This window comes from Bradyrhizobium sp. CCBAU 53338 (genome assembly GCF_015291665.1).
In the GTDB taxonomy this organism is placed as follows: domain Bacteria; phylum Pseudomonadota; class Alphaproteobacteria; order Rhizobiales; family Xanthobacteraceae; genus Bradyrhizobium.
Genome location: NZ_CP030048.1, coordinates 4,956,105 through 4,982,542 on the forward strand (window position 1 = coordinate 4,956,105; position 26,438 = coordinate 4,982,542).

A 26,438-nucleotide genomic window follows, 5' to 3' on the forward strand; every position below is an offset into this window, starting at 1 on the left:
TCACCGCTCCCGCGCCAGTCTGGGATCGAGCAAGTCGCGAAGACCGTCGCCGAGCAGATTGAGGCCGAGCACGGCGATGGCGATCGCAGCGCCCGGATAGACCGCGAGCATCGGCGACTGGAACAACATGGTTTGCGCGTCATTCAGCATACGCCCCCAGGACGGTTGCGGCGGCTGCGTGCCGAGGCCGAGATAGGACAAAGCGGCCTCTGCAAGAATGGCGAGCGCAAACTGGATCGTCGCTTGCACGATCAGGATCGACAGGATGTTCGGCAGCACGTGCTCGATGGTGATGCGGAAGGCGCCCTTGCCCGAGGCGCGCGCGGCCAGCACGAATTCGCGCGCCCAGATCGCATTGGCCGAGCCGCGCGTCAGCCGGGTCAAGGTCGGGATCTGGAAGATGCCGATCGCGATGATCGAGGTCACCATGCCCGGCCCCGCGACCGCCGCGAGCATGATCGCGGAGAGCACGGCGGGGAACGCGAAGGTGAAGTCAGAAAAGCGCATGATTATCTCTTCGGTCCAGCCGCGCTTGGCCGAGGCAATCAGGCCGAGGCAGACGCCGAAGGTGAGACCGATGCTGACCGCGATGATGCCGACCAGGATGGTCGAGCGCGCGCCGGCGAGCAGCAGCGAGACGATGTCGCGACCGAAGGAATCGGTGCCGAGCCAGTGCGCCGCCGACGGCGGCCTGAGTTTCGAGGCGATGTCGATCTCGTAAGGCGACCACGGCGTCCACACCAGCGACAGCAGCGCCGAGACCACCACCAGCAGGCTCAGTGCACCGCCCAGCACGAAACTGCGATGGCGCAGCGCGCGGCCCCAGAAGGTCTTTGCCGGCAAGGGGCGCGTTGGGGCTGGCGCGTCGACTGAACTGGTTAGAGGCGCGCTCACAGGTCGTGCACCTTGATGCGGGGATCGATGAAGGCGTAGAGCACGTCGACCACGAAATTGACGATGACGACCATGGCGGCCAGCAGCATCACGCAATTGCGCACCACGATCAGGTCGCGGTTGGCAATCGACTGGAAGATCAGCCGGCCAAGGCCCGGCAGATAGAACACGTTCTCGATCACGATCGTGCCGGCGAGCAGATTGGCGAATTGCAGTCCCATCACCGTCATCACGGGGATCATGGCATTGCGCAGCACGTGGCTCCACAGCACCTCGCGCTTGCCGAGCCCTTTTGCGCGCGCCGTCCGGACGAAGTCCTCGCGCAGGACTTCGAGCACGGCCGAGCGCGTGACGCGGGCAAGAATGGCGGCCTGCACCACGGCCAACGAGATCGACGGCAGCAGCAGCGATTTGACTCCCAGCCAGATGCCGTCATCCCAGCCGGCAAATCCGCCCGCGGAAAGCCATTGCAGCCGCACGGCGAACAGCAGGACCAGGAGAATGGCAAACCAGAAGTTTGGCAGCGCGATGCCGATCTGGGTCAGCGACATCACGCCGACATCGCCGAGCTTGTTGTGGTTGGCAGCGGTGTAAATGCCGGCCGAGAGCGCCAGCACGACCGTGATCAGCATCGACATGATCGCGAGCGGAATGGTCAGCACCAGCCGCTCCGCGATCAGGCTCGCAACCGGTGTGCCATAAACATAGGAATTGCCGAGGTCGCCGACGACGAGGCCCCTGATCCATTGCACGTAGCGGACCGCCAGCGGCTGATCGAGCCCGAGCTTGACCGTGAGCGCGCGGACCGCGTCGGCCGAGGCGTCGGCGCCCATCAGCATTTGGGCGGCATTGCCCGGCAACGCGTCCAGCACCAGAAAAATGATCACGGATGCGCCGACCAGCGTCGCCAGCAATGTCAGAACACGTCGAAGGACAAATACGCTCATGCGCGATCGGGCTCAGGGCTCATCAGCGGCACGATCAACATGTCCGGACGCCGGACGCAAGCCCCTTGCTGGCCAGTGCATGCCGTCATTCCGGCCGGCGGGCGAGAAGGTCGTGCGAGGCCTCGAACAGCGCGCTGGCGCGCAGCAATTCCGCATCGGCCCGGAAGCGGGCGACGAGTTGGAGCCCGATCGGCAGGCCGTCGCGGCCGAAACCGCAGGGCAAACTGACGGCGGGGTGGCCGGTCATGTTGAACGGCATGGTCCACGGGAACCAGTGCGGCCGGACGCTGTCAAACTGCACCCCGTCAATCTCGATCTTGCCGAACAGATCCTGGTCGATCGGCAGCGCGGTCCGGGTGATGGTCGGCATCGCCAGAAGGTGCCCACGCGCAAGCAATGATTGCACGCGACGGAACAGCGCTGTACGCGCGAACATCGCCTCCTGATAATCAACGCCGCTGACATTGGTCGCCAGCGCAATCTGCTTGACGAAGGCTTCGCTTAAGGCGTCGCCATGCTCGGCCACCAGCTTCGAAAAGCGCGAACGCCAGACGGTGTGGTTGATGGCGCGCCAGATCGGTTCGACGTCGTAGCCTTCGCCGGCGAACTCTTCGAGTTCGGCGCCCAGACTCGCGAGCCGGTCGAGGCTCGCCTTGAAGGCCGCGGCGACGTCCGCTGACACCGGGCGTCCTGGGGGCGCTGCGCAGAACAGGATTTTTTGCCCGCGCAGATCGCCACGCGGGGCGGCGGTGTCGATGAAATCGGGCACGGGCATGCCGATCGACCAGGGATCGCAGGCATCCTCGCCCGATATCGCCTGCATCATCAGAGCCGTGTCGGCGACGGTGCGCGTGGTCGGCGTGACATAGGTCTGGTTGCCGAATGCATCGAGCGCCTGGCTGTGCGCGACCACGCCGTTGCTCTGCTTCAAACCGACCACGCCGTTGCAGGCGGCCGGAATGCGCGTCGAGCCGCCGCCGTCGGTCGCGATCGCCAGCGGTGCGATGCCGCTCGCCACCGCCACGGCAGCACCTCCACTGGAGCCGCCGGAGGAGCGCTCCGCGCTCCAGGCATTGCGGGTGCGGCCGAACAGCGGTGAATCGGTCAGGCATTTGCTGCCGAATTCCGGCGTCGTGGTCTTGCCGATCAGGATCGCGCCTGCGCCGCGCAGCTTTGCGACCGCGACGGCATCCTCGGTGGGTACATTGTCCTTGTAAGGAACGGCGCCGAAGGTGGTCTTCACGCCTTTGGTGTTGACGATGTCCTTGACTGTAACGGGCAGGCCATGCAGCAGACCAAGCGGCTCGCCTGACATGACCTTGCGCTCGGCCTCGCGTGCCGCTGCCATCGCCTCGTCGCCACAAATCGTGATGAAGCAGTTCAGCTTGGGCTGGAGCGCCTCGGCGCGCGCGAGTACCGCGCTGGTGATTTCGACGGGAGAAATCTGCTTGTTCGCAATCAGCGGACGCAATTCGGTAGCGGACAGCAGGCAGGGATCGCCGTTCATCGTCAGATCATGCTCCGAAACGGCCTTCGTTGGCCCCATGCATTGACAACGAGAATGACAGTTTTGTTAACTCGGCGTCCAATACGATTTTGGTGGTCAACCCATACGGTTTCGGTATGCCTATGGATCTTCGCCGGCTCCGCTATTTCGTCGCCGTGGCCGAGACGCGCAGCGTCGGCAAGGCGGCCGAGCGGCTACGGATGGCGCAGCCGCCGCTCTCGGTCCAGATCCGCAAGCTCGAGGCCGAAGTCGGCGCACCGTTGTTCCACCGTGGCACGCGCGGCATGGACCTGACCGACGCGGGCCAGGCCCTGCTGGCGCGTGCAGGCGAGGCGCTGGCGCTTGCGGCAGATGGCATCGAAGCCGCCCGCGCGGTTGCGGCCGGTCGGCGCGGGCGGATCTCCGTCGGCTACATGTTCGTGCTGGCGAACGCCATGCTGCCGCGACTGATCCCCGAACTGCGGCGATCCATTCCCGGCGTTGATCTCGACTTCGTCGACCTCAGCGCATCGACACGCGAGGCGCGGCTACTCGACCGCAGCGTCACGGTAGCGCTGTGCATGCCGGCGATCCATCACCCCGAGATCCAGGTGGCGCGGATCGGCGCGCAGCGCTTCATGCTGGCGATGCCGAACCGCTCGCCGCTCGCGCGTCTCGGCGCCGTGCCGATGGCGCGATTGCAGGGCCGTCCGCTGGTCGCGCTGCCGCCGCCAGAGCGCGATCCCGCCTCCTCCGCGGTCGCGGCCCTGCTGCGACGGCATCAGATCGTGATGCCGATCGCAAGCCGTGTCGAGACGGCGCATTCGGCGATGAGCCTTGTCCTCGCCGGTGAAGGTCTTGCGATCCTGCCGGCCTGCGCCAGGCTCGGCGCGCCGCGCGGCATCGTATTCCGGCCGCTGCGGGACACAGTCGACTCCATCGACATCGCGGTATGCTGGCGGCGGGACTCGCAGAGCCCGTTGATCCCCAAATTTCTGAAGTGCGCCGAGAAAGTCGTCGCGCGGCTGTGAGGAGAGCTACCTACCAGCGCCAGCTGATTTCATGGCTCCAGGGCGGATCGGCGCCCGGGCGGGTGCAGGTCAGCCCGGCGCAATTGGCGGCGAACGACAGCGCGCGGCGGAGTTCCTCGGTGCCGATGCCCTTCAGTTGCGATCGGGAGAGACGGCCTTGCTTATGCAGGGCAAACAGCAATGCGGCCTGAAAGCTGTCGCCAGCGCCGATGGTGTCGGCGACCTGCACCTTCGGCGCTTCCACCTCGATCTGCCCTGCTTTTGCATGCCAGGCGATGGCGCCGTTGTTGCCGCGGGTGATGACGACGAGGCTCGAGCCTTGCCCCAGCATCGCGCTCGCGCGCTGCCGATACGGCTCCTCGCCGAAGAGATAGGTGAAGTCGACATCCGACATCTTGACGAGGTCGGCGCTGTCGGCGAACTCGGTCATGCGGGCAAGATAAGCCGGCTTGTCCTTGACCAGATTGGGCCGGCAATTTGGATCGAAAGAGATCGTCGACGAGGCCTTCGCGTCCGCGATGAGGGCCTTGGTCTCGGCCGCACCCTGGTCGTTCACCAGCGTGGTCGAGCCGACATGGACGGCCTCAACCGTATCGAACGGGATGCTCCCGCGCCGAAACGTCCAATTCCGCGTCGCGGTTTCGGCATCATAGAAGGCGTAATGCGATTCACCCGCGACGATGCGAACGAAGGCGAGCGTGGTCTGGTGATCGCTTCGGGTGGCGAGGCCCAGTTCGACGCTCGACGCTACGGCGTGATCTGCGATCATGCGTCCGAACAGGTCGGTCGAGATGCCGCCGACAAAGCCGGTCGGGGCGCCGAGCCGCGCGATGCCGATGGCGACGTTGAGGCAGGAGCCGCCCACCGCCGGCATCACCGCTTCGCGGCCGTCGGCGTTCTTCGTCGGCACGAAATCGATCAATGCATCGCCGCAGGAAATCAGCATGGCCCTTCGCGTCCTTCTACCCCTTGGCGACGCCGCGCATCGCCGCGCGGCTGCCGTGGTCGACCTCGCGCAGCAGCTTGTACACCTCCCGCTTCTTCTTGTGAAACGCCGCCATGTCGGGCGTGGTCGGCTCGCTCTTGCGCCCAAGAGTCGACATCTTTGCCATGGTCTCGCCGATCGAGGCATAGGCGCCGCCGGCGACAGCACCCAGCATCGCAGCGCCGAGCAGCACCGGCTCCTTGGTCTGCGGCAGCGCGACGGTAAGGCCGGTGGTGTCGGCCATGATCTGCCGCACCAAGGGGCTGCGGCTCGCGCCGCCGCCCATGATCATGATGCCGGCATGCACGCCATGGGCCGCAAAGGCCTCGATCACTTCGGCGAGCCCATAGGCGAGCCCGCAGAGGCCGGCGATGAACAGCCGCTCCATCGAACCGACATCAGTGTCGAGATCGAGGCCCGCGATCACCGCACGGGTGTCAGGGTCCGCGTAGGGTGAACGGTTGCCGATGAACTCGGGAAGCACATGGACGTCGCGGGCGAGCAACGCGGCGCGGCTGGCATCGCCGGCGCGCGCGATGATGCGGCGCTCGAGGAACTCGATGAGATCGATGCCCTCGCTTCTGGCAGCGACGATCGCCTCGGCATGTCCGGGATGCGATTTGAGAAGATGGTCGATTGCCGCGCCCGCGGCCGATTGGCCGCCTTCGTTGAGCCAGAAGTCCGGCACCATGCCGGAGTAATAGGGACCCCAGACGCCGGGCACGAAGCACGGTTGTTTGGTCGTCGCCATGATGCAGGCTGACGTTCCCATGATGTAGGCAAGGCGATCGGTAACGTCAGTCGTTCCGCCCGAGCCGTCACGACCTCCGATCGCGCCGATGCCGCCGGCGTGGGCATCGATCAAGGAGGCACCGACCGGAATGCCAGCGGGCAGGCCGAGATCGGCGGCGGCCGCTCGGGTGAGACCGGTGCCGAGCCGCGTGCCAGGGGCGACGATCTCGGTGCCGATGCGAGCATATTTTTCGTTGACGAAATCCGAAAGCCCAATGCGCTTGAAGTATTGCCCGCTCCAGCCGCCGCCATCATGCGCGAGATAGTTCCATTTGCAGGTGACGGTGCAGGTCGAGCGCTGCAGCGATCCGGTCGCGCGCCAGGTCAGATAGTCCGCCAGATCAAAGAAATGCCCGGCAGCATCAAAGCTCGCGCGCAGATGCCGCTTCAACCACAACAGCTTTGGCATCTCCATCTCTGGCGAGATCGAGCCGCCGACATAGCGCAGCACATCGTCGGCGGTCTCGTTGATCAGCCGCGCCTCGGCGACGGCGCGATGGTCCATCCAGACGATGACGTTGCGCTGCCTGTCGCCGGAGGCGCTGACCGTGACTGGCTCCCCTTGGCGGTCGAGCACCACCAGGGAACAGGTGGCGTCGAAGCCGATGCCGCCGACGCTGTCGGGCGCAATCGCTGCTTCCGCCATCGCCGCCCGCACCGATCTGGCACAGGCCTCCCAGATATCGTGGGAGGACTGCTCGACAATATCGCCGGCCTCGTGCCAGATTCGAATCGGATGCCTGGCGGTCGCGAGCAGCGTGCCCGCCTCGTCAAACACCCCTGCCCGCGTGCTCGTGGTCCCTACATCGACGCCGATATACGCTCGCGGCATTGTCGCTCCCGGTCGCTTCCGTCAGTTTTGACGATAAGCCTACCAGCAAGTGTAGCCGCCATCCACCAGCACGATGCTGCCAGTCATCAGGCTCGCGGCCTCCGAGGCCAGGAACAGGACGACCGAGGCGATCTCCTCGACCTGTCCCATCCGCGCCATCGGGGTTCCACCGATCCAAGCATCGTACATTTTCGGGGTGCTTTTCACGAAGGCGTTCAGCGGCGTGTCGATGTAGGTCGGCGCCACCGCGTTGACTCGGATGCCGCGCGCGCCCCATTCGGCGGCCAGCGACTTGGTCAGGTGATGCACGCCGGCCTTGGAAGCGTTGTAGAAGCACTGCTCCTGCGGCTTATTGACGATGAAACCGGACATCGATCCGACATTGACGATGGCGCCGCTCTTGGCCTTGAGCATGTGCTTGCCGAACTCGCGGCAGCACCAGAAGGTTCCGTTGAGATTGACGTCGATGACGTTGAGCCAATGCTCGTCGGTCACGGTCTCAGCCGGCGTCTCGCTGCGGGCGATGCCGGCGTTGTTGACGAGGACGTCGACCTTGCCGTGGCGGGCGACGAGGTCGTTGGCGACCTCCGCCACGCGCTTGGTGTCGGTGACGTCCATGATCGCGGTCTCGACGTCGTAGCCCTTCGCCTTCAGGCTGGCCTTGGCATCGCCAGCGACCTTGCTGTCGCGATCGCCGATAATCACCTTGGCGCCTGCCTCGGCCAGCGCTTCGGCGCAGGCACGCCCAATGCCCTGCCCGCCGCCGGTGATAAACGCGGTCTTGCCGCTCAGCTTGAATTTTTCCAGGTACATGGCCGTCTTCCCGTTTCTTGTTACTTCCTGATCGTGTTGCCGCTCGCGTCGAAGCGGTGGATGCGTGCGGGGTCGGGCACCAGCGACACGCGGTCGCCGGCATGAAGGCTCAGTTCGCCGATGTAGCGCGCCGTCAACATCCCGAGCGGCCCGGCATCGACGTAGAGAAAGGTGTCGCTGCCGAGATGCTCGGCGACCGAAATCGTGCCCTGCCAGCCGCCGGCGCCCTCGCGCTCGATCTTGAGATGCTCCGGGCGCACGCCGATCGTCGCCGCGCCCTGCTGCGAGGCGTTGTCGCCCGTGACGAAGTTCATCTTGGGCGATCCGATGAATCCGGCGACGAAGAGATTGGCGGGCCGCTCGTAGAGCTCCAGCGGCGAGCCGTATTGCTCGATCTTGCCGGCGTTGAGCACGACGATCTTGTCGGCCATGGTCATGGCCTCGACCTGGTCGTGCGTCACGTAGATCGCGGTGGTGCCGAGCTGCTTCTGCAGCCGCGTCACCTCGATACGCATCTGCACGCGCAGCGCCGCGTCGAGATTGGAGAGCGGCTCGTCGAACAGGAACCCCTTGGGCTCACGGACGATGGCGCGTCCGATCGCGACACGCTGGCGCTGACCGCCGGAGAGCTCGCGCGGCTTGCGATCGAGATAAGGCGTCAGGTTCAGCGTCGCTGCGGCCGCCTCGACCTTGCGGCTGATCTCGTCCTTGGGCAATCCCGCCATCTTCAGGCCGAAGCCGATATTGCCGCGGACGCTCATATGCGGATAGAGCGCGTAGGACTGGAACACCATCGACAGCCCGCGCTTGGCAGGCGGCGTGTCGACGACATTCTTGCCATCGATCAAAATAGCACCGCCGGTGACGTCCTCGAGGCCCGCGATCAGCCGCAGCAGCGTGGTCTTGCCGCAGCCGGAAGGACCGACGAACACGACGAAGGAGCCGTCGGCGATGTCGAGATCGGCGCCCTTGATGATGTGCACGGGGCCGAAGGATTTCTGCACGCCCTGAAGTGTGATCTGACCCATGTTCCGGCAGCCCCTTTACTTCACCGCGCCGAAGGTGAGCCCGCGCACGAGCTGCTTCTGGCTGAACCAACCGAGGACGAGAATGGGCGCGATCGCCAGCGTCGAGGCCGCCGACAGCTTTGCCCAGAACAGTCCTTCCGGACTGGAATAGGACGCGATGAACGTGGTGAGCGGCGCGGCGTTCGACGTCGACAGGTTCAGCGTCCAGAACGCCTCGTTCCAAGCCAGGATCAGATTGAGCAGCAAGGTCGACGCCAGCCCCGGGATTGCCATCGGCGTCAGGACATAGACGAGCTCGCGGCCGATCGTCGCGCCATCCATGCGCGCGGCTTCCAGGATATCGCGCGGGATTTCCTTGAAATAGGTGAACAGCATCCAGACCACGATCGGCAAATTGCCGAGACAGAGGATGAAGACGAGGCCAATGCGGGAATCGAGCAAGCCGAAAGTCTTGTAGATCAGGTAGATCGGCACCAGCACGCCAACCGGCGGCATCATCTTGGTGGAGAGCATCCAGAGCAGGATGTCCTTGGTGCGCTTTGTCGGCGAGAACGCCATCGACCAGGCCGCCGGGATCGCGATCAGCAGCGCAATCAAGGTCGAACCGCCGGCGATGATGATCGAGTTCATCGCGTGGAGGAAATAGTCGCTGCGCTCCTGCACCGTCGCGTAGTTCTCCGTCGTCCAGTGGAAGAACAGGAAGGATGGCGGAATCGCAAAAGCCTCGAGCTCGGTCTTGAAGCTCGCCAGCACCATCCACAGGATTGGGAAGAAGATCAGGAAGCCGAAGAACCACGCCCCGATCGTCGAGACCACCACTCGCTGTGTCGTTGATCTGCGCGCCATGATGTCAGGCTTCCAGGTTGCGGCCGACGATGCGGACGAGGAAGAAGGCGACGACATTTGCAATGACCACGGCGACCAGGCCGCCAGCCGATGCGCTGCCGACGTCGAATTGGATCAGCGCCTGCGAATAGATGAGGAAGGCGATGTTGGTGGTCTGCAGGCCCGGGCCACCGCCGGTAGTGACGAAGATCTCGGCGAACACCGTGAGCAGGAAGATGGTCTCGATCAGGATCACCACCGTGATCGGACGAGCCAGATGCGGCAGCGTGATGTAGATGAAGGTCGAGATCGCGCTCGCGCCGTCCATCTCGGCGGCTTCCTTCTGCTCTTCGTCGAGCGACTGCAGCGCGGTGAGCAGGATCAGGGTTGCAAACGGCAGCCATTGCCAGGCCACGATCAGGATTACCGAGAACAGCGGCAAATCGTTGAACCAATCGACCGGCGTCAGTCCGACCAGCTTGGCGAGCCAGGCGAACAGGCCCGACACCGGATGCATCAGCAGGTTTTTCCAGACCAGCGCGCTCACCGTAGGCATCACGAAGAACGGCGCGATCACCATCAGCCGGACGAAATTGCGGCCGATCACGGGCTGGTCCATCAGCAGCGCCAGGGGAATGCCGAGCACGATCGTCAGCGCCAGCACCGAGCCGACCAGCACCAGCGTGTTCTGGAGCGAAGCGAGGAAGGCGGGATCCGTGAGGAAGTAGCGGAAGTTTTCAAGCCCGACGAAGGACTCTGAATCGGGATCGAGCAGGCTGTAATGCAGCGTCGAGAAATAGATCGTCAGCGCGAGCGGAACGATCATCCAGATGAACAGCAGTCCGACGGCCGGAGTCAGGAGCGACCGCGCAAGGAATTGCGTCTGCCGGGTTGCCATCCTCGGGCTCTCCGCTTGGAGGAAGAGGGCGGCCATCCATCGCGCAAGGAGTGGATGGCCGCGAGTTTGAGCTCAGGGAGAGCTCAGGCTCACTTGATGTAGCCGGCGCGCTTCATCTCGCGCTCGGTGGCCGATTGCGCGGCGGCAAGCGCCGCATCGACCGTCATCGAGCCAGCGAGCGCAGCGGAGAACTGCTGCCCGACCTGCGTGCCGATACCCTGGAATTCGGGGATCGCGGCATATTGCACGCCGACGTAAGGCACCGGCTTCACGGTCGGCTTGTTCGGGTCAGCCGCGTCGATCGAGGCCAGCGTCATCTTCGCGAAGGGCGCGGCCTTCAGGTACTCAGGATTCGTGTAGAGCGAGGTGCGAGTGCCCGGAGGGACGTTGGCCCAACCTTCCTTCGACGCTACCAGTTTGGTGTAGTCCTTGCTCGTTGCCCAGGCGATGAACTTCTCGGCGGCTTCGGTCTTCTTCGAGCCGGCGGGAATCGCGAGGTTCCAGGCCCACAGCCAGTTGGCGTTCTTGCCGAGCCCGGTATTGGGCGCGAGCGCAAAGCCGACCTTGTCGGCGACCTTGGAGTCCTTCGGGTTGGTGACGAAGGACGCCGCCACCGTCGCGTCGATCCACATGCCGCACTTGCCGGCGTTGAACAGCGCCAGGTTCTCGTTAAAGCCGTTCGAACTCGCGCCGGGAGGTCCGGCGTCCTTCATCAGATTGACATAGGTCGTGAGCGTCGTCTTCCATTCCGGCGTGTTGAACTGCGGCTCCCACTTCTCGTCGAACCAGCGGGCACCGTAGGAATTCGCCATCGCAGAGAGGAACGCCATGTTCTCGCCCCAGCCAGCCTTGCCGCGCAGGCAGATGCCGTAGATCCCACCGTTCTTGTCGGTGATCTTCTTGGCGGCATCGATGACGAAATCCCAGGTGGGCTTCTCCGGCATCTTCAGGCCGGCCTTGTCGAACAGATCGGTGCGATACATCACCATCGAGCTTTCGCCGTAAAATGGCGCGGCATAGAGCTTGCCGTCGGCCGACACGGCATCCCTGATCTTCGGCAGGAGATCGCCGACGTCGTAATCGGCGCCGAGATTGGCAAGCGGCACCAGCCAGCCCTTCTTGGCCCAGATCGGCACCTCGTAGGTGCCGATGGTCAGCACGTCGAACTGGCCGCCTTTGGTGGCGATGTCGGTGGTGACGCGCTGGCGCAGCACGTTCTCCTCGAGCGTCACCCATTTCACGGTGATGTCGGGATTCTTCTTGGTGAATTCGCTGGTCAGGCCCTGCATGCGGATCATGTCGCCATTGTTGACGGTGGCGATGGTCAGGGTCGTTTCGGCCATCGCGGGGACGGCAAGCAGTACGGACGCGCCGCAGACGGCGCCCAGAATGTGTTTCACGGTGACCTCCCTAGCCCGCGCTTTTGAGCATATGCCCACGCGTTGGGCGTATGTTCGGACGAGGTCTGCCGCTTGTCAAGCAGGCGCGGCGGCAATCCGGCAACTTATGAGTGCTGCGGTGCGGGAAAGAGGCGCAGCAAATTGGCTGTCATGCTCCGCGAAAGCGGGGCATCCAGTACTCCGTGTCGTCAGTTGGTTTGCCCCGAGAAGGGCCGCAGCGCACTGGATCGCCCGCCTTCGCGGGACGCTGACAGCAGGGGCAAGTAGCGAGGCCGCCCGCCTCTACCTCTCCAGGATCGCCCTCGCGGTAGCCTCGTCGGTGATGAGGCCGTTGATCAGCCGCCCGTTCAACGCCGCCGCGATCGCGGACACCTTGGCCGCACCGACCGCGGCACCGATGGTCGTCGTCTTCGCCGGCACCTCCGGAGGAATGCTGGTGAGGCGCTTGTTGGTGCCGGCCTTGAGCAGGCGGCCCTTGGAATCATAGGCCCAGCCGGTGATTTCGCCGATGGCGCCCTGCCGCATCATCTCGAACAATTCGTCGCGCGTGACGAAGCCGTCGACATGGACCTGCGCCCTCTGGTCCATCTGCCCGATGCCGACGAGGCGCAAATCCGCCTTGGCCGCGACCGCCTTGACCTTCGCGATCGGCTCAATGCGGACCATCTTGTTGCGCTCGTCCTCCGACGACATCAGGAACGGCAGCGGCATTGGATAATGCCGTGCACCGGTGCGGTCGGCGAGCCGGCCGACGGTGTCGTAAAAGCTCGCCGAGCCATCGGCGGAGATGTTGCCGACCAGCGAGACGATCTGGTGGTTGGGCCGGTCGATCGGCGTGACGCGCTCGACCGCGGCGCGCACCGCCCGCCCAGTGCCGAGCGCGACGATCACGGGCGTCTCCGAGCGCAGCGTCGCGTCCAGCAAATTGGCGCAGCGCTCGGCAATGCCCGCGGTCGACTGCGGCGCCGCAAGATCAGCCGGCACAACCTCGCAATGGCTGAGGTCGAACCGCTCCTTCAGGCGCGCCGCCAATTCCATGCAGGCGGCGATGGGGTGTTCGAGCCGGAACGTGATCAGCCGTTCGGCGAGACACAGGGAGACCAGCCGCTGCGCCGAGGCACGCGACACCTGGAGCATCTTTGCGATCTCGTCCTGGGTGTGGCCGGCGATGAAATAGAGCCAGCCGGCGCGCGCGGCATCGTCGAGCCTGGATTTTTCGTTCTCGGCGGCCATGCGGCCTCACGCCTCCCAGAAATCGCTCATCTGCGCGAAGACCCGATCGGCTCCGGCGGCCGACAATATAGCCCGGCCATCGCGAGCGCGATAATGGCCACCGCCGACAAATCCCCAGACCATCATGCCCGCCGCCTTGGCGGCTTGCACGCCGCTGACGCTGTCCTCGATCACCAGCGTGCGCGCGGGATCGGCCTGCATCTTCCCGGCGGCATGGAGAAAAAGGTCAGGCGCCGGCTTGCCGTGCCGGACCATCTGCGCGGTGTAGAGCCGGTCACCGAAATGCGGAGCGAGGCCGGTGACGTCCAGCGAGAGCGAGACGCGGTCGAGGTCGCTCGACGATGCGACACAGCGCGGCGTCTCCAATCCGGACAGCACCGCAGCTACACCAGGGATCGGCTGAAGCGCGCCCGCAAACCTCTCGAGCACGCTGGCCTTCAGGCGGGGAAGAAAGTCGTCAGGCAAAGCCTGCCCGAGATCACGATAGTACTGCTCGATCGCCTTCGTGCTGCGTCCGAGGAAAAGTCCGAGCGCCTGCTCCACGCTCAGTTGAAAGCCGAATTCCGCCAGCACTTCGGACAGGCAGCGACAGCTGAGCAACTCGCTGTCGACGAGCACGCCGTCGCAATCGAAGATGATCATATCGGGCCTGTAGGGATCCATCAGACCATTCGATCATATACTCAGAAGCTGGGCAATAGCTCAGAAAAGAGCCTTGCGTCTCGACCTCACCAGCCCGGATCACGCGCGATACGAATGGCGCGCCCAGCCACGACGAAGCCTTGTTCAAAACAGAAAAAATGCCCCGATCAGCAGGCCCGCGGCAAAGGAGCAAAGCCCCAGGGTCGAGGCGGAAACGATACGAATGAGGGCGCGAAGCCGGTCCGCGTATTCCTGCTCCGTCATCTCGTGATATTGAGCCGCCATCAGCGCCGCCCTGCCCGGCTTTCCTCCACCGGCGGGATCTAGGTCCCAAATCGTGGTCAAGGCGAGGCATTGCCGCCCCCGGCAATGCCAATACCGTGATCGAATTCCAGCGACTGCGTCGAAGTCGCGCCTTTCTTACCGCCGCTGGTTATACACGTCGATGCAAACCGCCCCGAGCAGCACCAGGCCCTTGATGACCTGCTGGTAGTCGATGCCGATGCCGAGGATGGACATGCCGTTGTTCATCACGCCCATGATCATGGCGCCGACCACGGCGCCGCCGACACGGCCGACGCCGCCATAGGCCGAGGCGCCGCCGATGAAGCAGGCGGCGATGACGTCGAGCTCGAAGCCGAGGCCCGCCTTTGGCGTCGCGGTGTTGAGTCGCGCGGCGAAGACGAGGCCGGCGAGCGCGGCGAGCACACCCATGTTGACGAAGGTGAAGAAGGTCAGCCGCTCGGTCTTGATGCCCGACAGGCCCGCCGCCTTGGCGTTGCCGCCCACAGCATAGATCTGCCGGCCGATCACGGTACGGCGGGTAACGAAGCCATAGAGCGCGATCAGGACGCTCATGATCACCAGCACGTTGGGCAGGCCGCGATAGGTCGCGATCAGGTAGGTGAAATAGAGAACGGCGCAGGCCAGCACCACGCTCTTGCCGAGGAAGAATGCATAGGGCTCGACCTCGATGCCGTGCGACACTTCACGCGCGCGCCCCTTGGCGCTGGCATAGACCAGCCCCAGTGCCAGCAACGCGCCGATCAACATTGAGGTCGGGTGCAGCGTGCCGGACTCGGGCAACAGTTCCGGAATGAAACCTGACGACAATTTCTGGAAGGTCGATGGGAACGGCCCGAGCGACTGGCCCTGCAACACCGCGAGCGCGAGCCCCTTGAACACGAGCATGCCGGCCAGGGTCACGATGAAGGACGGGATCTTGAAATAGGCGACCCAATAGCCCTGCGCCGCACCGATGGCCGCGCCGACCGCGAGGCAGATGATGAAAGCGAGCGTGTAGTCGACCTTGTAGCTCACCATCAGGAGAGCGGCGACCGCGCCGACGAAGCCCGCGACAGATCCGACCGACAAGTCGATATGCCCGGTGACGATCACCAGCAACATTCCCAGCGCCATGATGACGATGTAGCTGTTCTGGAGCACAAGGTTGGTCAGGTTGAGCGGCTGGAGCAGCGTGCCGCTGGTCATGACCTGGAAGAACAGCATGATCGCAATCAGCGAAATCAGCATGCCGTAGTTGCGCAGATTGTTCTTGATGAAGCTGCCGTGCCGGCGCTCCTCAGGCAGCGAAACCGTCTTGTCGGTCATGGCTGCGATCCTCCCATTTCCGCGGCCTCGACCGCGCCGTTTCCGTTGCTTCGTTCGTTGCGCATGATGGCGCGCATGATCTTTTCCTGTGTCGCATCCGCTCCCGCGAACTCGCCGACGAAGGCGCCGTCGTTCATGACGCAGATGCGATCGCAGATGCCGAGCAGTTCGGGCATCTCCGAGGAGATCACCACGACGCCACGCCCGGCCTCCGCGAGTTCATTGATGATACAGTAAATCTCGTATTTTGCACCGACGTCGATGCCCCTGGTCGGCTCATCCAGGATCAGCACCTTCGGGTCGGTCATCAGCCATTTCGACAGCACGACCTTCTGCTGGTTCCCGCCGGAGAGCTGGCCGGTCTCCTGATAGACGTCGGAGCAGCGGATCCGCATCCGGTTGCGGTAGTCGCTGGCGACCTTCAGTTCGGCGATGTCGTCGATCACCCTCCCAGGCGCGACCTGGTCGAGGCTTGCCAGCGTAATGTTCTTGCGGACGTCGTCGGCCAGGATCAGCCCGAGCTGCTTGCGATCCTCGGTGACATAGGCAAGGCCGGCGTCGATCGCAGCCGCAACGTTCGGCAGCACGATCTCATGGCCCTCGAGGGCGATGCGGCCGCTGATATTGGTGCCCCAGGAGCGACCGAACAAGCTCATGGCGAATTCGGTGCGGCCGGCGCCCATCAGCCCGGCGATGCCGACGACTTCGCCGCGCTTGACGCCGAAGTTGACGTTCTTGATGACCTGGCGATCCGGATGGATGGGGTGATAGACTGACCAGTTCGAAACCTCGAGCACGAGTTCGCCAATCTTCGAGCTGCGCTCCGGAAAGCGATGGGCGAGATCGCGGTTGACCATGCTGCGGATGATGCGGTCTTCCTGGATCGGCTCGGCGCGGCAGTCGATGCTATCGACGGTGCGGCCGTCGCGCAGCACGGTGATGTGGTCGGCGACGCGAGCGACCTCGTTCAGCTTGTGCGAGATCAGGATCGAACCGATGCCCTGCTGGCGGAATTTCATCAGGCGCTCGAGCAGCGCGGCGCTGTCGGCCTCGTTCAGACTGGCGGTCGGCTCGTCCAGGATCAGCATGCGGACGCGCTTGGACAGCGCCTTGGCGATCTCGACCAGCTGCTGCTTGCCGACGCCCAGATCGGTGATCAGCGTATCCGGCGATTCCTTCAGGCCGACCTGCGCGAGAAGCTCGCGGGTGCGTGTGTAGACCTCGTCGCGATCGATTACGCCGAATTTTGACGGTGGATGCGAGAGAAAGATATTCTCCGCGATCGACATCAGCGGGATCAGCGCCAACTCCTGGTGGATGATGATGATGCCGAGCGCCTCGGAATCGTTGATGTCGCGGAAACGGCGTTCTTCTCCCTCGAAGACGATGGTGCCCTCATAGCTGCCCGCCGGGTAGACCCCGCTCAGCACCTTCATCAGGGTCGATTTGCCGGCGCCGTTCTCGCCGACGAGGGCATGGATCTGGCCAGCCTCGACCGATAAGTTGACGTCGCGCAGCGCCTGCACGCCGGCAAAGCTCTTGCTGACGTTGCGCATCTCCAGCATGGCTGTCATGGCGTCGTATCCCATCCGTTGCGTCCCTCTCCCCGCGGACGGGGAGAGGGAAACCTGAGAAGTCTTACTGGAATTGCGACTTCTTGTAGTAGCCGCTGTCAATCAGGGTCTTCTCCCAATTGTCCTTATACACCACGACCGGCTTCAGCAGATAGGACGGCACGGTCTTGGCGCCGTTCTCATAGGTCTTGGTGTCGTTGACCGTGACCTGCTTGCCGGCAAGCGCTGCGTCGACCATGTCGGCGGTCACCTTGGCGAGGTCGCGGGTGTCCTTGAAGATGGTCGAATACTGATCTCCGCGGATCATCGCCTTGATCGAGGGAACCTCCGCGTCCTGGCCCGAGATGATCGGCATCGGCTGGTCGGCGCTGCCGTAGCCGACGCCCTTGAGCGAGGAGATGATGCCGATCGAGAGGCCGTCATACGGCGACAGAACGGCGTTCACCTTCTTGTTGCCGTAGTAGGCGCTCAGCAGGTTGTCCATGCGGGCCTGAGCGGTGGCACCATCCCAGCGCAGCGTTGCGACCTTGTCCATGCCCATCTGTCCGGACTGGACGACGAGCTTCTTGCTGTCGATGTAGGGCTGAAGCACGCTCATCGCGCCGTTGTAGAAAAAGTAGGCGTTGTTGTCGTCGGGCGAGCCGCCGAACAACTCGATGTTGAAGGGACCCTTGCCCTCCTTGAGGCCAAGCCCCTTCTCGATCGACTGAGCCTGGAGCACGCCGACCTGGAAATTGTCGAAGGTCGCGTAATAGTCGACATTCGGCGTGCCGCGGATCAGGCGGTCATAGGCGATCACGGTGATGCCCTTGGCCTTGGCCTGCTTGAGCACGTCGGACAGCGTGGTGCCGTCGATCGCGGCGATCACCAGCGCCTTGGCGCCCTTGGTGACCATGTTCTCGACCTGCGAGAGCTGGTTCGGGATGTCGTCCTCGGCATATTGCAGATCGGTGTTGTAGCCGCGCTCCTTCAGCACTTTCACCATGTTGTTGCCGTCGTCGATCCAGCGCGCCGACGACTTGGTCGGCATCGCGATGCCGACAGTTGCCTTGTCCTGCGCGGAGGCCGTGAGGCCCGTGGCCATCGTTGCGGCGCCGGCCAGCGCCATCGCGAGAAATGTCGTCTTCAATTTCAACATGCTTCACTCCCGTTGGGTGTCAGACTGTTTCTTGGGTCGTCCAGTACGTCGGTAAAGGTCGGTTTCGGATCTCCTATGCGAGCTTGACGTCAGGCTCCGCGCGACCGCGCGCGGAGGCGTGTAGCAGAAAAGTGCAACCGGCCTGTGGATCGGCGGCGCGGGCCTCCGCATCCATATCCTGCCAGGCTGAAGTGACGAGCAGGCCTGACAGATCTGGCCCGACGAAAGCAGGACAACTCGCCTGCCTGGCCGGTACGTGCAGCGAGCGCAGGCGCTCGCCTTGCGGAGAATAGACGTCGACGCGGCCGGCGCCCCAGCAGGCGTTCCAGATCCGCCCGTCAGCATCGCACACCGAGCCGTCGATCCCGCCGATGCCGGTGTGGCGCAGCAGCACCTCCGGCTCGCCGCGCGGCAGGCCGGTATCGGCATTGAGCGGCACGGCATAGAGCACGGCACGCGCGGTGTCGGTGAAATAACCGGTGGTGCCATCCGGCGAGAAGCAGATCGAATTGGGAATGCTGATGCCGGGAAACAGCGTCGATATCTTGCCGCGGTGGAGCGCGTAGATCGCCCCCAGCCCCCGCTCGGCCTTGCGTCCCATGGTGCCGATCCAGAACGTCCCGGATTGATGCACGCGGCAATCATTGGAGCGCGTCGCGGGATTGTCCGCTTCGAGCGGGCAGAACAACGTCATTGCGCCATCGGAGAGCGTGCGGATGTAACAGCCATCCTCCGCGACGACGAGTTGGCGTTCGGCATCGATCCGCCCCAGCGCACTTGCCATCCGGCCGAGCGCGTGGACGCGGATGCTGCCACCGCCGAGATGCGCCTCGAACAGGCGTCCTTCGCGAATGTCGAACCACCAGGCTGTGTCGGTTGAGACGTCATAGGTCGGGCCTTCACCGAGGTGACAGCGCTCGGCGGAGACAACAGAGGTCGGCACCTGCTCCATCATGGCGACCTCACTGCAAAGCGATAGACGGTATGATGCCGATAGACACCGCCGGGATCAAGGCGCGGGCTCGGATAGTCCGGCCGGTTCGGCGAATTGGGCCACATATGCGGCTCCAGGCACAACGCGTCCGACTGCCGGATCAGCTTGCCGCCCTTGCCCGAGATCGTGCCGTCGAGGTAGTTACCGGAATAAACCTGAAGGCCGGGCTGATCGGTCAACAACTCCATGATCCGCCCCGAGAGCGGCGCCTCCAGCCGGGCCGCGAGCGCGAGCTTGCCGTCGCGCGCGAGGCAATAAGTGTGGTCGTAACCCCTGCCGTTGCGCAATTGCTGATCGCCCTCGCGGATACGCGCGCCGACTGCATGTGCCTCGCGGAAGTCGAACGGCGTGCCGGCTACGCTGCGCGGTGGCCCTGGCAGCGGGATGGCGGTGGGATCGATGGCCAGGAAATGTTCGGCCTTCACCGTCAGCCTGTGATCGAGCGTGGACGTGCCCGAGGTCGCGCCGTCCAGATTGAAGAAGCTGTGATTGGTCAGGTTGACGATGGTGGGCCGGTCGGTCCGCGCCTCCACGATCAGCGACAGCTCGGTCGGGCCGGTGACGCGATAGGTCAGGCGCACGTCGAGCTTGCCGGGATAATTCTCCTCGCCGTCGGGGCTCGTGTAGGTCAGCGTGACCGCAGGGCTGGCGCCATCCTCGATCCCGGCAATGTCCCACAGCTTGCGATCGAAACCGTCGAGGCCGCCATGCAGCGCATTCGGACCGTTGTTGACGGCAAGCTGGAAAGTCTCTCCGTCGAGCGAAAACTGGCCGTTGGCGATGCGGTTGGCGTAACGGCCAACGGTGGCGCCAAAGAACTTCCGTTCGGCGAGATAGCCGGCGAAAGTATCATGGCCGAGCACGACGTCGTCATAACCGCCCTTGGCGTCCGGCGCGATCAGCGCCTGGATCACCGCGCCATGGGTGATGATACGGGCCTCGAACCCGCCCTCTCCGCGCAGCACGATACGCTCGACATTGCGCCCGTCCGGCAGGGTTCCGAAGACGTCCTTCGCTATTTTTCCGTCGGCCATGTCTAGTCCACAAACGGTTCGACGATATTGCGCTTGCCGAGCAGGAACGCGTCGGCGACGAGACGGATCGGCGCCAGGTCGACATCGCGTTCGCCGCTCGCGGCGAGCTCGACGAAGCGCCGATACAGTTCGCGATATTCCTCATCGGGCGCGTCGGCAACAACCTGGCCGTCGACCTTCATGATCCTGCCACCACGAGACAATGTCATCCGGCCCTGGTCCGTTTCCGCGACGATGTCCCAGCTCTGCGGTCCGGTCTGGCGAAAGTCAAATTCGGCTGTCACGGGCAGGCCGTCGATATCGGTCAGCGTCAAGCTGGCGGCAATCGGCGACTGGCAATTGGCCGGGAAAGCCAGATCAGCCGCGGTGACGAACACCGGCTTTGGCAGGATGCGGGTCAGGATCGAGAGCGCATTGATGCCGGGATCGAATACGCCAAGCCCGCCGGGCTCCCAAATCCAGGTCTGGCCGGGATGCCAGACCCGAACGTCTTCCTTCCAGATGATGTGCACCGACTTGATCCGGCGCGTCGTCAGCCATTCGCGGGCCGGCTCGACCGCCGGCGCATGGCGCGAGTGCCAAGTCGCAAACAAGGTGCGCTTTGCATCCGTCGCGATCGCCACAAGCGGATCGAGTTCGGCAACACCAATGCCGGGCGGCTTCTCCAGCATGACGTGCTTGCCGGCGGCGAGAGCCGCGGCGGCCTGGGCGCGGCGCACCTGCGGCGGCGTGCAGAGCGACACCGCATCGATCTCCGGGCCCTTCTCCAGTAGTTCCTCAATGGTCGCAAAATGCGGCAGGCCCGGCAGCGACGCGTTACGGCTAGCCACGGCGGCGAGCACCGCGCCTGGCGTCGCGGCGATCGCACCGACGTGCTGGTCGCGCGCAATCTTGCCGAAGCCGACGATGGCGATACGAAGGGCTGTCACGAACTTTCTCCGGATTCTGCTGCTGCGGGAGCTGCTTCGGCAGCAATTCCCTGATGCCGACGCATGCCGTTGTGAATGACGAACGCCATGGCCTCGGCCGCTGCGTCGGCATCACCGGCCGCGATCGAATCGGCGATCTTCTGGTGCCAGACCAAAGCGGTCTCTCGATCTTCCGACCCGGCCGGTGCGCTGAGCATGAATGCCGCCCGCAAGGCCGCCTCGATCACATGACCGACGGAGCGCATGAACGGATTGCCGGACGCACGCGCCACCGCAAGGTGCACGGCGAGGTCGGCGTCGGCAAAGGCGGCGGACTCCGACGGCTCCTGCCGCATGCGGTCCATGCTGCGCTGAAGCTCGGCGATGTCTTCCTCGGAACGACGCTCGGCCGCGAGGGCCGCCGCGCGCGGCTCGACCGCAAGACGTATTTCGGCAAGATCGTTGAGAAAGCGCCTGTCGATGCCGGCGTCGAGATGCCAGGCCAGCACGTCGGCGTCGAACATGTTCCAGGCGGCGCGCTCTCGCACGACGGTGCCGACGCGCGCCTTGGTGGTGAGCAGCCCCTTGGCGACCAGGGTCTTCACGCTCTCGCGCAGCACCGGCCGCGACACGCCGAACATCGCCGTCATCTCGGCATCACCCGGGAGCCGCACACCTTCCGCATAGCGGCCAGCGATGATGTCCACGCCGATCGAGCGGGCCACCTCCGCATGGTTGGAATGGGCCCGCGGTGTCGGAATGACGACGATACGCGAGGTCATGAGGCTGCTCCCGCGCGCTTCTGCGCAGGCCGACGCGCCAGCGCGACCAGCCCCTGCTGAAGTGCGATGAAGGCGAACAGCAGGATGCCGGTCGCAATCTTGGTCCACCAGCTCGACAGCGTGCCGTCGAAATTGATGTAGGTCTGGATCATGCCCTGGATCAGCACGCCGAGAAAGGTGCCGATCACCGAGCCCTGCCCGCCGGTGAGCAGCGTGCCGCCGATCACGACGGCAGCGATGCTATCCAGCTCCACGCCGACAGCGGAGAGCGAATAGCCGGCGCTGGTGTAGAATGAGAACACGATGCCGGCGATCCCTGCGAGCAGGCTCGACAGCATATAGATCTTCACCGTCATCTTGCCGACCGCAACGCCCATCAGGCTCGCGGTGGCCCTGTTACCGCCGAGCGCATAGACATTGGCGCCGAAGCGGGTGAGATGCAACAGAAGTGCGCCGCCGGTCACGATGACAAGCATGATGATGGCGATCGCGCTCAGCCGTCCGCCGCCGGGCATGCGCAGCGCGAAATCGGACACGGTCGAGTAGATCGGCGCGTTGATCGGCACCGATTCCGTCGAGAGCAGGAAGCTTGCACCGCGTGCCAGGAACATGCCGGCGAGCGTTACGATGAAAGGTGGCAGGTCGAAGACGTGGATGACCGCGCCCATTGCCGCGCCAAAACCCGCCGACAGCACAAGAATGGCGACGAAAGCGACCAGCGGCGGCACGCCCCAGCGTTCGATCGCGAGCGCCACGAACACGGTGGTGAAGCCGATCACCGAGCCGACCGAGAGATCAATGCCGCCGGAGATGATGACGAAGGTCATTCCGATCGCGACGATACCAAGGAAGGCGTTGTCAGTCAGGAGGTTGCCGACCACGCGCGTGGAAGCGATGTTGGGAAACTGGATCGCGCAGGCCGCAAAGCCGGCGACGAGAACGATGGCCGTGATCAGGACAGGCGGCAGGCCTTTCACGGTTTCGTCCTCCGCAGCCGCGTCATGATGCCGGCAAGGCCGGGCAATTTCGGCGATTGCAGCAGCAGCACCGCGAGCACCACCACGGCCTTGACCAGCAAATTGAACTCCGGTGGATAGCCGGACAACAAAATGCCTGTGTTCATGGTCTGGATGATCAGCGCACCAAGCACCGCCAGGACAAGGCTGAAGCGTCCACCGAACAGCGAAGTGCCGCCGATCACCACCGCAAGGATGGCATCGAGTTCGAGCCAGAGGCCGGCATTGTTGGCATCCGCGCCCATGATGTCGGCTGCCGCGATCACGCCGGCGAGCGCAGCGCAGACGCCGCACCAGACATAGACCGCCAGGATCATTGCGCGCGTGCCGACGCCGGCAAGCTCGCTCGCCCGCGCGTTACCGCCGGTGGCCTCGATCAGAAGCCCGAGCGCGGAGCCGCGCACCACCGCACCGGTGAGGACCAGCATGCCGAGCGCAATCGCGACCGGCACCGGCACGCCGAGAATGGCGCCGGTGCCGAGCCATACCAGGTCCGGCGAGGTGAAGGTCACGATGCGCCCCTCTGTGATGAGCTGGGCGATGCCGCGCCCGGCCACCATCAGGATCAGCGTCGCCACGATCGGCTGCATCCCGAGCACGGCGACGAGGAGGCCATTCCACAAACCGCAGAGCAAACCCGCGCCGAGCGCCGCCGCCAGCACCACTGCAAGGCCATGGCTGTCGGCGAGGCTCGCGGCAATCGCGCCGCTGATCGCCATCACCGCGCCGACCGAGAGGTCGATGCCGCGCGTCGCGATCACCAGCACCATGCCGAGCGAGAGCAGCGCCACGGGCGTGCCGCGGTTGAGCACGTCAATGAGACTGCCGAACAAGCGGCCGTCCTGGAGGCGCAGGTCGAAGAATTGCGGCGACACCACGCGGTCAACGGCAAGGATGACGATCAAGGCCAGTATCTGGGCAAGGCCGCGGCGCGGCAACAGCGCGATCATGCGTGGGCCTCTTGCATCGCTGCCCCGTCGGCGGCGATGGCAGCGAGAATGTTGGTGACATCGATCGCCTCGCCCCCGAGCTCCTCGACATGGGCGCGATCGCGCAACACGACCACGCGGTCGGAATAGGTCACGATCTCGTCGAGCTCCGAGGAGATCACCAGCAGTGCCAGCCCGTCGTCGCAGAGCTCGCGGATCAGGCGGATGATCTCGGCATGCGCGCCGACATCGATGCCGCGGGTGGGCTCGTCGAGCACGAGGAGCCGCGGGGCGGTTGCGAGCCAGCGCGCCAGCAGCACCTTTTGCTGGTTGCCGCCGGAGAGCAGACCCACCGGGCGCTCGGGATCAGGGGGACGGATGTCGAGCATCTTGACGTAGCGTTTCGCAAGCTCGTCCTGCTCGCGACGCGCCAGCGGCCGATGCAGTCCTCGCTTGGCCTGAAGCGCGAGCACGATGTTCTCGCGAACGGTGAGCTCGGCGACGATGCCGTCGGTCTTGCGCTCCTCCGGGCAATAACCGAAGCCGTGGCGCACGCCGTCACGTGGCGACTGAAGCCGCACGGGGGCGCCCTCCACCCTCGCCTGCCCGCCATCGGCGCGCTCGGCGCCGAACACCAGCCGCGCCGTTTCGGTCCGCCCCGAGCCGAGCAACCCGGCAAGGCCGACGACCTCGCCGTGGTGCAGCTCGAGATTGAACGGCGCGACATAGCCGGCCTTGCCGTAGTTCTCGAAGCTGGCGCAAACCTCGCGCGCCTTCTGCTCGGCGGCCGCAGCCCGAGCGTTGGTGGTCTCGGCGAGCTCTCGGCCGAGCATCATCCGGATCAGTTCGAGCCGCGGCAGCGAGGCAATCTCGCGCTCGCCGACCAGGCGGCCGTTGCGCAAGACTGTGATGCGATCGGATATCTCGTAAACCTGGTCGAGGAAATGACTGACGAAGACGATACCGATGCCGCGCTCGGCCAGCTGGCGCATGATGCGGAAAAGGATATCGACCTCGTGACGGTCGAGGCTCGCGGTTGGCTCGTCCAGGATCAACACCCGCGCGGAAAGATCGACGGCCCGCGCTATCGCGGCCACGTGTTGTATCGCCACCGAATAATTGCCGAGGGGCGCAGAGACATCGATGTCGAGGCCGAAATCCGAGAGCAGTTTTTCTGCGCGGCGGCGCATCTCGCCCTCGCGCACGAGGCCGAAGCGCATCGGCTGGCGATCGAGAAATAGATTCTGTGCCACCGAGAGGTTCGGCAGAAGATTGACTTCCTGGTAGACGGTGGCAATGCCGGCCTGTACCGCCGCCTTGGCCGAACGCGGCGCGACCTCTTCGCCGCCCAGCCTGATCACCCCGGCATCGCGCGGGAACACGCCGGTCACGACTTTGATCAGCGTGGATTTGCCAGCGCCGTTCTCACCGAGCAGCGCATGGATCTCGCCGGCGCGAAGCGTGAAGTCGACCTCCTGCAACGCGCGCACCGCACCAAAGCTCTTGCTGATCCCGCGCACCTCAAGGATGGGCGGAGCAGGATCAAGGCTGTTCTCCATCACGACGTCACTCCCACCGGCGCCCGCTTATCCTGCAGGCGCCCAGCCTATTCGTTCGCGCAACGATTGCGAAGGGGGTGCCGGACCACGAGGCAGCGGTCCGGCGAGATGCCCACCTCAGTAACCGAGGCCCTTCTTGCTGTCGTAGATCTTCTGCGGATCGTCGGCGGCGGTGTAGAGCTTGGATTCGGTCTGGATCCACTTCGGCGGAACCGTGCCTTTGCCCTTGAAGGCCGCGATGGCATCGAGCGCCGGGCCCGCCATGTTCGGCGTCAGTTCAACCGTCGCATTGGCTTCGCCGGCGGCCATCGCCTTGAAGATATCGGGGACCGCGTCGATCGAGACGGTGAGGATGTCCTTGCCGGGCTTGAGGCCGGCTTCCTTCATCGCCTGGATTGCGCCGACCATCATGTCGTCGTTGTGGGCGTAAACCGCGCAGATGTTCTTGCCGCCGCCTTCGGCCTTGATGAAGCTCTCCATGACTTCCTTGCCCTTGGCGCGGGTGAAGTCACCCGTCTGGCTGCGCACGACCTTGAGATTGGCGTGCTTGGCGATGGCGGTGTCAAAGCCCTTCTTGCGGTTGGCGGCGACGCTCGCGCCGACCGTGCCCTGCAATTCGACGATGTTGCAGGCCTTGTCGCCGACGGTCTTGGCCAGCCAGTCCCCGGCGACCTCGCCTTCGTGCACGCTGTCCGAGGTGACGGCGGTGAGATAGAGGTCCTTGCCCGATGGATCGATGTCGCGGTCGAGCAGCACGACCGGGATCTTGGCTTCCTTGGCCTCCTTCAGCACGGCGTCCCAACCGGTCGAGACCACGGGCGCGAGAAAGATCGCATCGACGTTCTGCGCGATGAAGGAGCGGATCGCCTTGATCTGGTTTTCCTGCTTCTGCTGCGCGTCGGCGATCTTGAGATTGACCTTGCGCTTGGCGGCCTCCTGCTTGGAGACCGAGGTCTCGGCTGCGCGCCAGCCGGATTCAGATCCGATCTGCGAGAAGCCGATGGTGAGCTCGGCTGCATTGGCCGGCAGCGCGAGCAACAATGCGGCCGTGGCGCTGGCCGCAAAAAGGGCTTTGAGGGTCATCAGG

At 64.6% G+C, this 26,438-nt stretch carries 25 protein-coding genes; 1 reads left to right on the top strand and 24 read right to left on the bottom strand.

Annotated features, from left to right (window positions below):
* The 3 genes from XH90_RS23370 to XH90_RS23380 form a co-directional block, all read right to left on the bottom strand.
* Positions 1-894 (bottom strand): ABC transporter permease, encoded by an 894-nt coding sequence (locus XH90_RS23370; protein WP_194476676.1) that lies wholly within the window; start codon positions 892-894, stop codon positions 1-3.
* The gene (locus XH90_RS23375; RefSeq protein WP_194476677.1) at positions 891-1,841 is read right to left on the bottom strand and encodes an ABC transporter permease; all 951 of its coding nucleotides are present in this window, start codon (positions 1,839-1,841) and stop codon (positions 891-893) included. The genes XH90_RS23370 and XH90_RS23375 overlap by 4 nt, the downstream gene beginning before the upstream one ends.
* 85 nt (positions 1,842-1,926) lie before the next feature.
* The gene (locus XH90_RS23380; RefSeq protein WP_194476678.1) at positions 1,927-3,348 is read right to left on the bottom strand and encodes an amidase; all 1,422 of its coding nucleotides are present in this window, start codon (positions 3,346-3,348) and stop codon (positions 1,927-1,929) included.
* Between the two features lie 122 nt (positions 3,349-3,470).
* Between XH90_RS23380 and XH90_RS23385 the strand changes: the two genes are divergently transcribed.
* Entirely contained in the window at positions 3,471-4,358 is an 888-nt protein-coding gene (locus XH90_RS23385; protein WP_194482782.1) for a LysR family transcriptional regulator, read from the top strand.
* A 10-nt stretch (positions 4,359-4,368) separates the two neighbouring features.
* Here XH90_RS23385 and XH90_RS23390 read toward each other — a convergent pair whose 3' ends face one another.
* From XH90_RS23390 to ytfQ, 21 genes are all read right to left on the bottom strand, one after another.
* Positions 4,369-5,304, bottom strand: coding sequence for a carbohydrate kinase (locus XH90_RS23390; RefSeq protein ID WP_194476679.1), 936 nt, complete (start codon positions 5,302-5,304; stop codon positions 4,369-4,371).
* Between the two features lie 16 nt (positions 5,305-5,320).
* Positions 5,321-6,967: an FGGY-family carbohydrate kinase gene (locus tag XH90_RS23395; protein WP_194476680.1), complete on the bottom strand. Its 1,647-nt coding sequence runs from the start codon at positions 6,965-6,967 to the stop codon at positions 5,321-5,323.
* 39 nt (positions 6,968-7,006) lie between these two features.
* Positions 7,007-7,780 carry an SDR family NAD(P)-dependent oxidoreductase gene (locus XH90_RS23400; RefSeq protein ID WP_194476681.1) on the bottom strand — a complete coding sequence of 258 codons (774 nt, stop codon included), beginning with the start codon at positions 7,778-7,780 and terminating at the stop codon, positions 7,007-7,009.
* Between the two features lie 20 nt (positions 7,781-7,800).
* Complete coding sequence (locus XH90_RS23405) at positions 7,801-8,808, bottom strand: ABC transporter ATP-binding protein (RefSeq protein ID WP_194476682.1); 1,008 nt, start codon at positions 8,806-8,808, stop codon at positions 7,801-7,803.
* A 15-nt stretch (positions 8,809-8,823) separates the two neighbouring features.
* Complete coding sequence (locus XH90_RS23410; RefSeq protein WP_194476683.1) at positions 8,824-9,654, bottom strand: carbohydrate ABC transporter permease; 831 nt, start codon at positions 9,652-9,654, stop codon at positions 8,824-8,826.
* A gap of 4 nt (positions 9,655-9,658) precedes the next feature.
* Positions 9,659-10,531, bottom strand: coding sequence for a carbohydrate ABC transporter permease (locus XH90_RS23415; protein WP_194476684.1), 873 nt, complete (start codon positions 10,529-10,531; stop codon positions 9,659-9,661).
* 89 nt (positions 10,532-10,620) lie between these two features.
* On the bottom strand, positions 10,621-11,931 hold the full coding sequence (locus XH90_RS23420) for a sugar ABC transporter substrate-binding protein (RefSeq protein WP_194476685.1): 1,311 nt from the start codon (positions 11,929-11,931) through the stop codon (positions 10,621-10,623).
* Positions 11,932-12,213: 282 nt separating this feature from the next.
* A complete protein-coding gene (locus tag XH90_RS23425) occupies positions 12,214-13,164 on the bottom strand; it encodes a sugar-binding transcriptional regulator (RefSeq protein ID WP_194476686.1) in 951 nt (316 codons plus the stop codon).
* A 6-nt stretch (positions 13,165-13,170) separates the two neighbouring features.
* The gene (locus XH90_RS23430) at positions 13,171-13,827 is read right to left on the bottom strand and encodes an HAD family hydrolase (protein ID WP_194476687.1); all 657 of its coding nucleotides are present in this window, start codon (positions 13,825-13,827) and stop codon (positions 13,171-13,173) included.
* Between the two features lie 123 nt (positions 13,828-13,950).
* Positions 13,951-14,151, bottom strand: a complete 201-nt coding sequence (locus XH90_RS23435; RefSeq protein ID WP_194476688.1) for a hypothetical protein — start codon at positions 14,149-14,151, stop codon at positions 13,951-13,953.
* A gap of 75 nt (positions 14,152-14,226) precedes the next feature.
* Positions 14,227-15,417, bottom strand: coding sequence for a multiple monosaccharide ABC transporter permease (gene mmsB / locus XH90_RS23440; protein ID WP_194476689.1), 1,191 nt, complete (start codon positions 15,415-15,417; stop codon positions 14,227-14,229).
* Positions 15,414-16,991 carry a multiple monosaccharide ABC transporter ATP-binding protein gene (gene mmsA, locus XH90_RS23445; RefSeq protein ID WP_194476690.1) on the bottom strand — a complete coding sequence of 526 codons (1,578 nt, stop codon included), beginning with the start codon at positions 16,989-16,991 and terminating at the stop codon, positions 15,414-15,416. Before mmsA ends, mmsB begins: the two co-directional genes overlap by 4 nt.
* A 64-nt stretch (positions 16,992-17,055) precedes the next feature.
* Positions 17,056-18,129, bottom strand: coding sequence for a multiple monosaccharide ABC transporter substrate-binding protein (chvE, locus tag XH90_RS23450; RefSeq protein ID WP_194476691.1), 1,074 nt, complete (start codon positions 18,127-18,129; stop codon positions 17,056-17,058).
* A gap of 73 nt (positions 18,130-18,202) precedes the next feature.
* Positions 18,203-19,081 (bottom strand): SMP-30/gluconolactonase/LRE family protein, encoded by an 879-nt coding sequence (locus XH90_RS23455; protein ID WP_194482783.1) that lies wholly within the window; start codon positions 19,079-19,081, stop codon positions 18,203-18,205.
* Complete coding sequence (locus XH90_RS23460) at positions 19,081-20,157, bottom strand: aldose epimerase family protein (protein ID WP_194476692.1); 1,077 nt, start codon at positions 20,155-20,157, stop codon at positions 19,081-19,083. Before XH90_RS23460 ends, XH90_RS23455 begins: the two co-directional genes overlap by 1 nt.
* 2 nt (positions 20,158-20,159) lie before the next feature.
* Positions 20,160-21,086, bottom strand: a complete 927-nt coding sequence (locus XH90_RS23465) for a Gfo/Idh/MocA family protein (protein WP_194476693.1) — start codon at positions 21,084-21,086, stop codon at positions 20,160-20,162.
* The gene (locus tag XH90_RS23470; protein ID WP_194476694.1) at positions 21,083-21,847 is read right to left on the bottom strand and encodes a FadR/GntR family transcriptional regulator; all 765 of its coding nucleotides are present in this window, start codon (positions 21,845-21,847) and stop codon (positions 21,083-21,085) included. The genes XH90_RS23465 and XH90_RS23470 overlap by 4 nt, the downstream gene beginning before the upstream one ends.
* Positions 21,844-22,824, bottom strand: coding sequence for a galactofuranose ABC transporter, permease protein YjfF (gene yjfF, locus XH90_RS23475; protein WP_194476695.1), 981 nt, complete (start codon positions 22,822-22,824; stop codon positions 21,844-21,846). The genes XH90_RS23470 and yjfF overlap by 4 nt, the downstream gene beginning before the upstream one ends.
* Positions 22,821-23,813, bottom strand: a complete 993-nt coding sequence (locus tag XH90_RS23480; RefSeq protein ID WP_194476696.1) for an ABC transporter permease — start codon at positions 23,811-23,813, stop codon at positions 22,821-22,823. The genes yjfF and XH90_RS23480 overlap by 4 nt, the downstream gene beginning before the upstream one ends.
* A complete protein-coding gene (locus XH90_RS23485) occupies positions 23,810-25,351 on the bottom strand; it encodes a sugar ABC transporter ATP-binding protein (protein ID WP_194476697.1) in 1,542 nt (513 codons plus the stop codon). The genes XH90_RS23480 and XH90_RS23485 overlap by 4 nt, the downstream gene beginning before the upstream one ends.
* 117 nt (positions 25,352-25,468) lie before the next feature.
* Positions 25,469-26,434: a galactofuranose ABC transporter, galactofuranose-binding protein YtfQ gene (gene ytfQ, locus XH90_RS23490; RefSeq protein WP_194476698.1), complete on the bottom strand. Its 966-nt coding sequence runs from the start codon at positions 26,432-26,434 to the stop codon at positions 25,469-25,471.
* Positions 26,435-26,438: the final 4 nt, after the last annotated feature.

Coding starts and splice junctions, on each gene's coding strand:
- XH90_RS23380 (WP_194476678.1), bottom strand. CDS start 3,348: ATGAACGGCGATCCCTGCCTGCTGTCCGCTACCGAATTGCGTCCGCTG.
- mmsB (WP_194476689.1), bottom strand. CDS start 15,417: ATGACCGACAAGACGGTTTCGCTGCCTGAGGAGCGCCGGCACGGCAGC.
- XH90_RS23460 (WP_194476692.1), bottom strand. CDS start 20,157: ATGGCCGACGGAAAAATAGCGAAGGACGTCTTCGGAACCCTGCCGGAC.
- ytfQ (WP_194476698.1), bottom strand. CDS start 26,434: ATGACCCTCAAAGCCCTTTTTGCGGCCAGCGCCACGGCCGCATTGTTG.
- XH90_RS23470 (WP_194476694.1), bottom strand. CDS start 21,847: ATGACCTCGCGTATCGTCGTCATTCCGACACCGCGGGCCCATTCCAAC.
- XH90_RS23455 (WP_194482783.1), bottom strand. CDS start 19,081: ATGGAGCAGGTGCCGACCTCTGTTGTCTCCGCCGAGCGCTGTCACCTC.
- mmsA (WP_194476690.1), bottom strand. CDS start 16,991: ATGACAGCCATGCTGGAGATGCGCAACGTCAGCAAGAGCTTTGCCGGC.
- XH90_RS23425 (WP_194476686.1), bottom strand. CDS start 13,164: ATGGCCGCCGAGAACGAAAAATCCAGGCTCGACGATGCCGCGCGCGCC.
- XH90_RS23410 (WP_194476683.1), bottom strand. CDS start 9,654: ATGGCGCGCAGATCAACGACACAGCGAGTGGTGGTCTCGACGATCGGG.
- XH90_RS23400 (WP_194476681.1), bottom strand. CDS start 7,780: ATGTACCTGGAAAAATTCAAGCTGAGCGGCAAGACCGCGTTTATCACC.
- XH90_RS23395 (WP_194476680.1), bottom strand. CDS start 6,967: ATGCCGCGAGCGTATATCGGCGTCGATGTAGGGACCACGAGCACGCGG.
- XH90_RS23405 (WP_194476682.1), bottom strand. CDS start 8,808: ATGGGTCAGATCACACTTCAGGGCGTGCAGAAATCCTTCGGCCCCGTG.
- XH90_RS23375 (WP_194476677.1), bottom strand. CDS start 1,841: ATGAGCGTATTTGTCCTTCGACGTGTTCTGACATTGCTGGCGACGCTG.
- XH90_RS23415 (WP_194476684.1), bottom strand. CDS start 10,531: ATGGCAACCCGGCAGACGCAATTCCTTGCGCGGTCGCTCCTGACTCCG.
- chvE (WP_194476691.1), bottom strand. CDS start 18,129: ATGTTGAAATTGAAGACGACATTTCTCGCGATGGCGCTGGCCGGCGCC.
- XH90_RS23390 (WP_194476679.1), bottom strand. CDS start 5,304: ATGCTGATTTCCTGCGGCGATGCATTGATCGATTTCGTGCCGACGAAG.
- XH90_RS23430 (WP_194476687.1), bottom strand. CDS start 13,827: ATGGATCCCTACAGGCCCGATATGATCATCTTCGATTGCGACGGCGTG.
- XH90_RS23485 (WP_194476697.1), bottom strand. CDS start 25,351: ATGGAGAACAGCCTTGATCCTGCTCCGCCCATCCTTGAGGTGCGCGGG.
- XH90_RS23480 (WP_194476696.1), bottom strand. CDS start 23,813: ATGATCGCGCTGTTGCCGCGCCGCGGCCTTGCCCAGATACTGGCCTTG.
- XH90_RS23385 (WP_194482782.1), top strand. CDS start 3,471: ATGGATCTTCGCCGGCTCCGCTATTTCGTCGCCGTGGCCGAGACGCGC.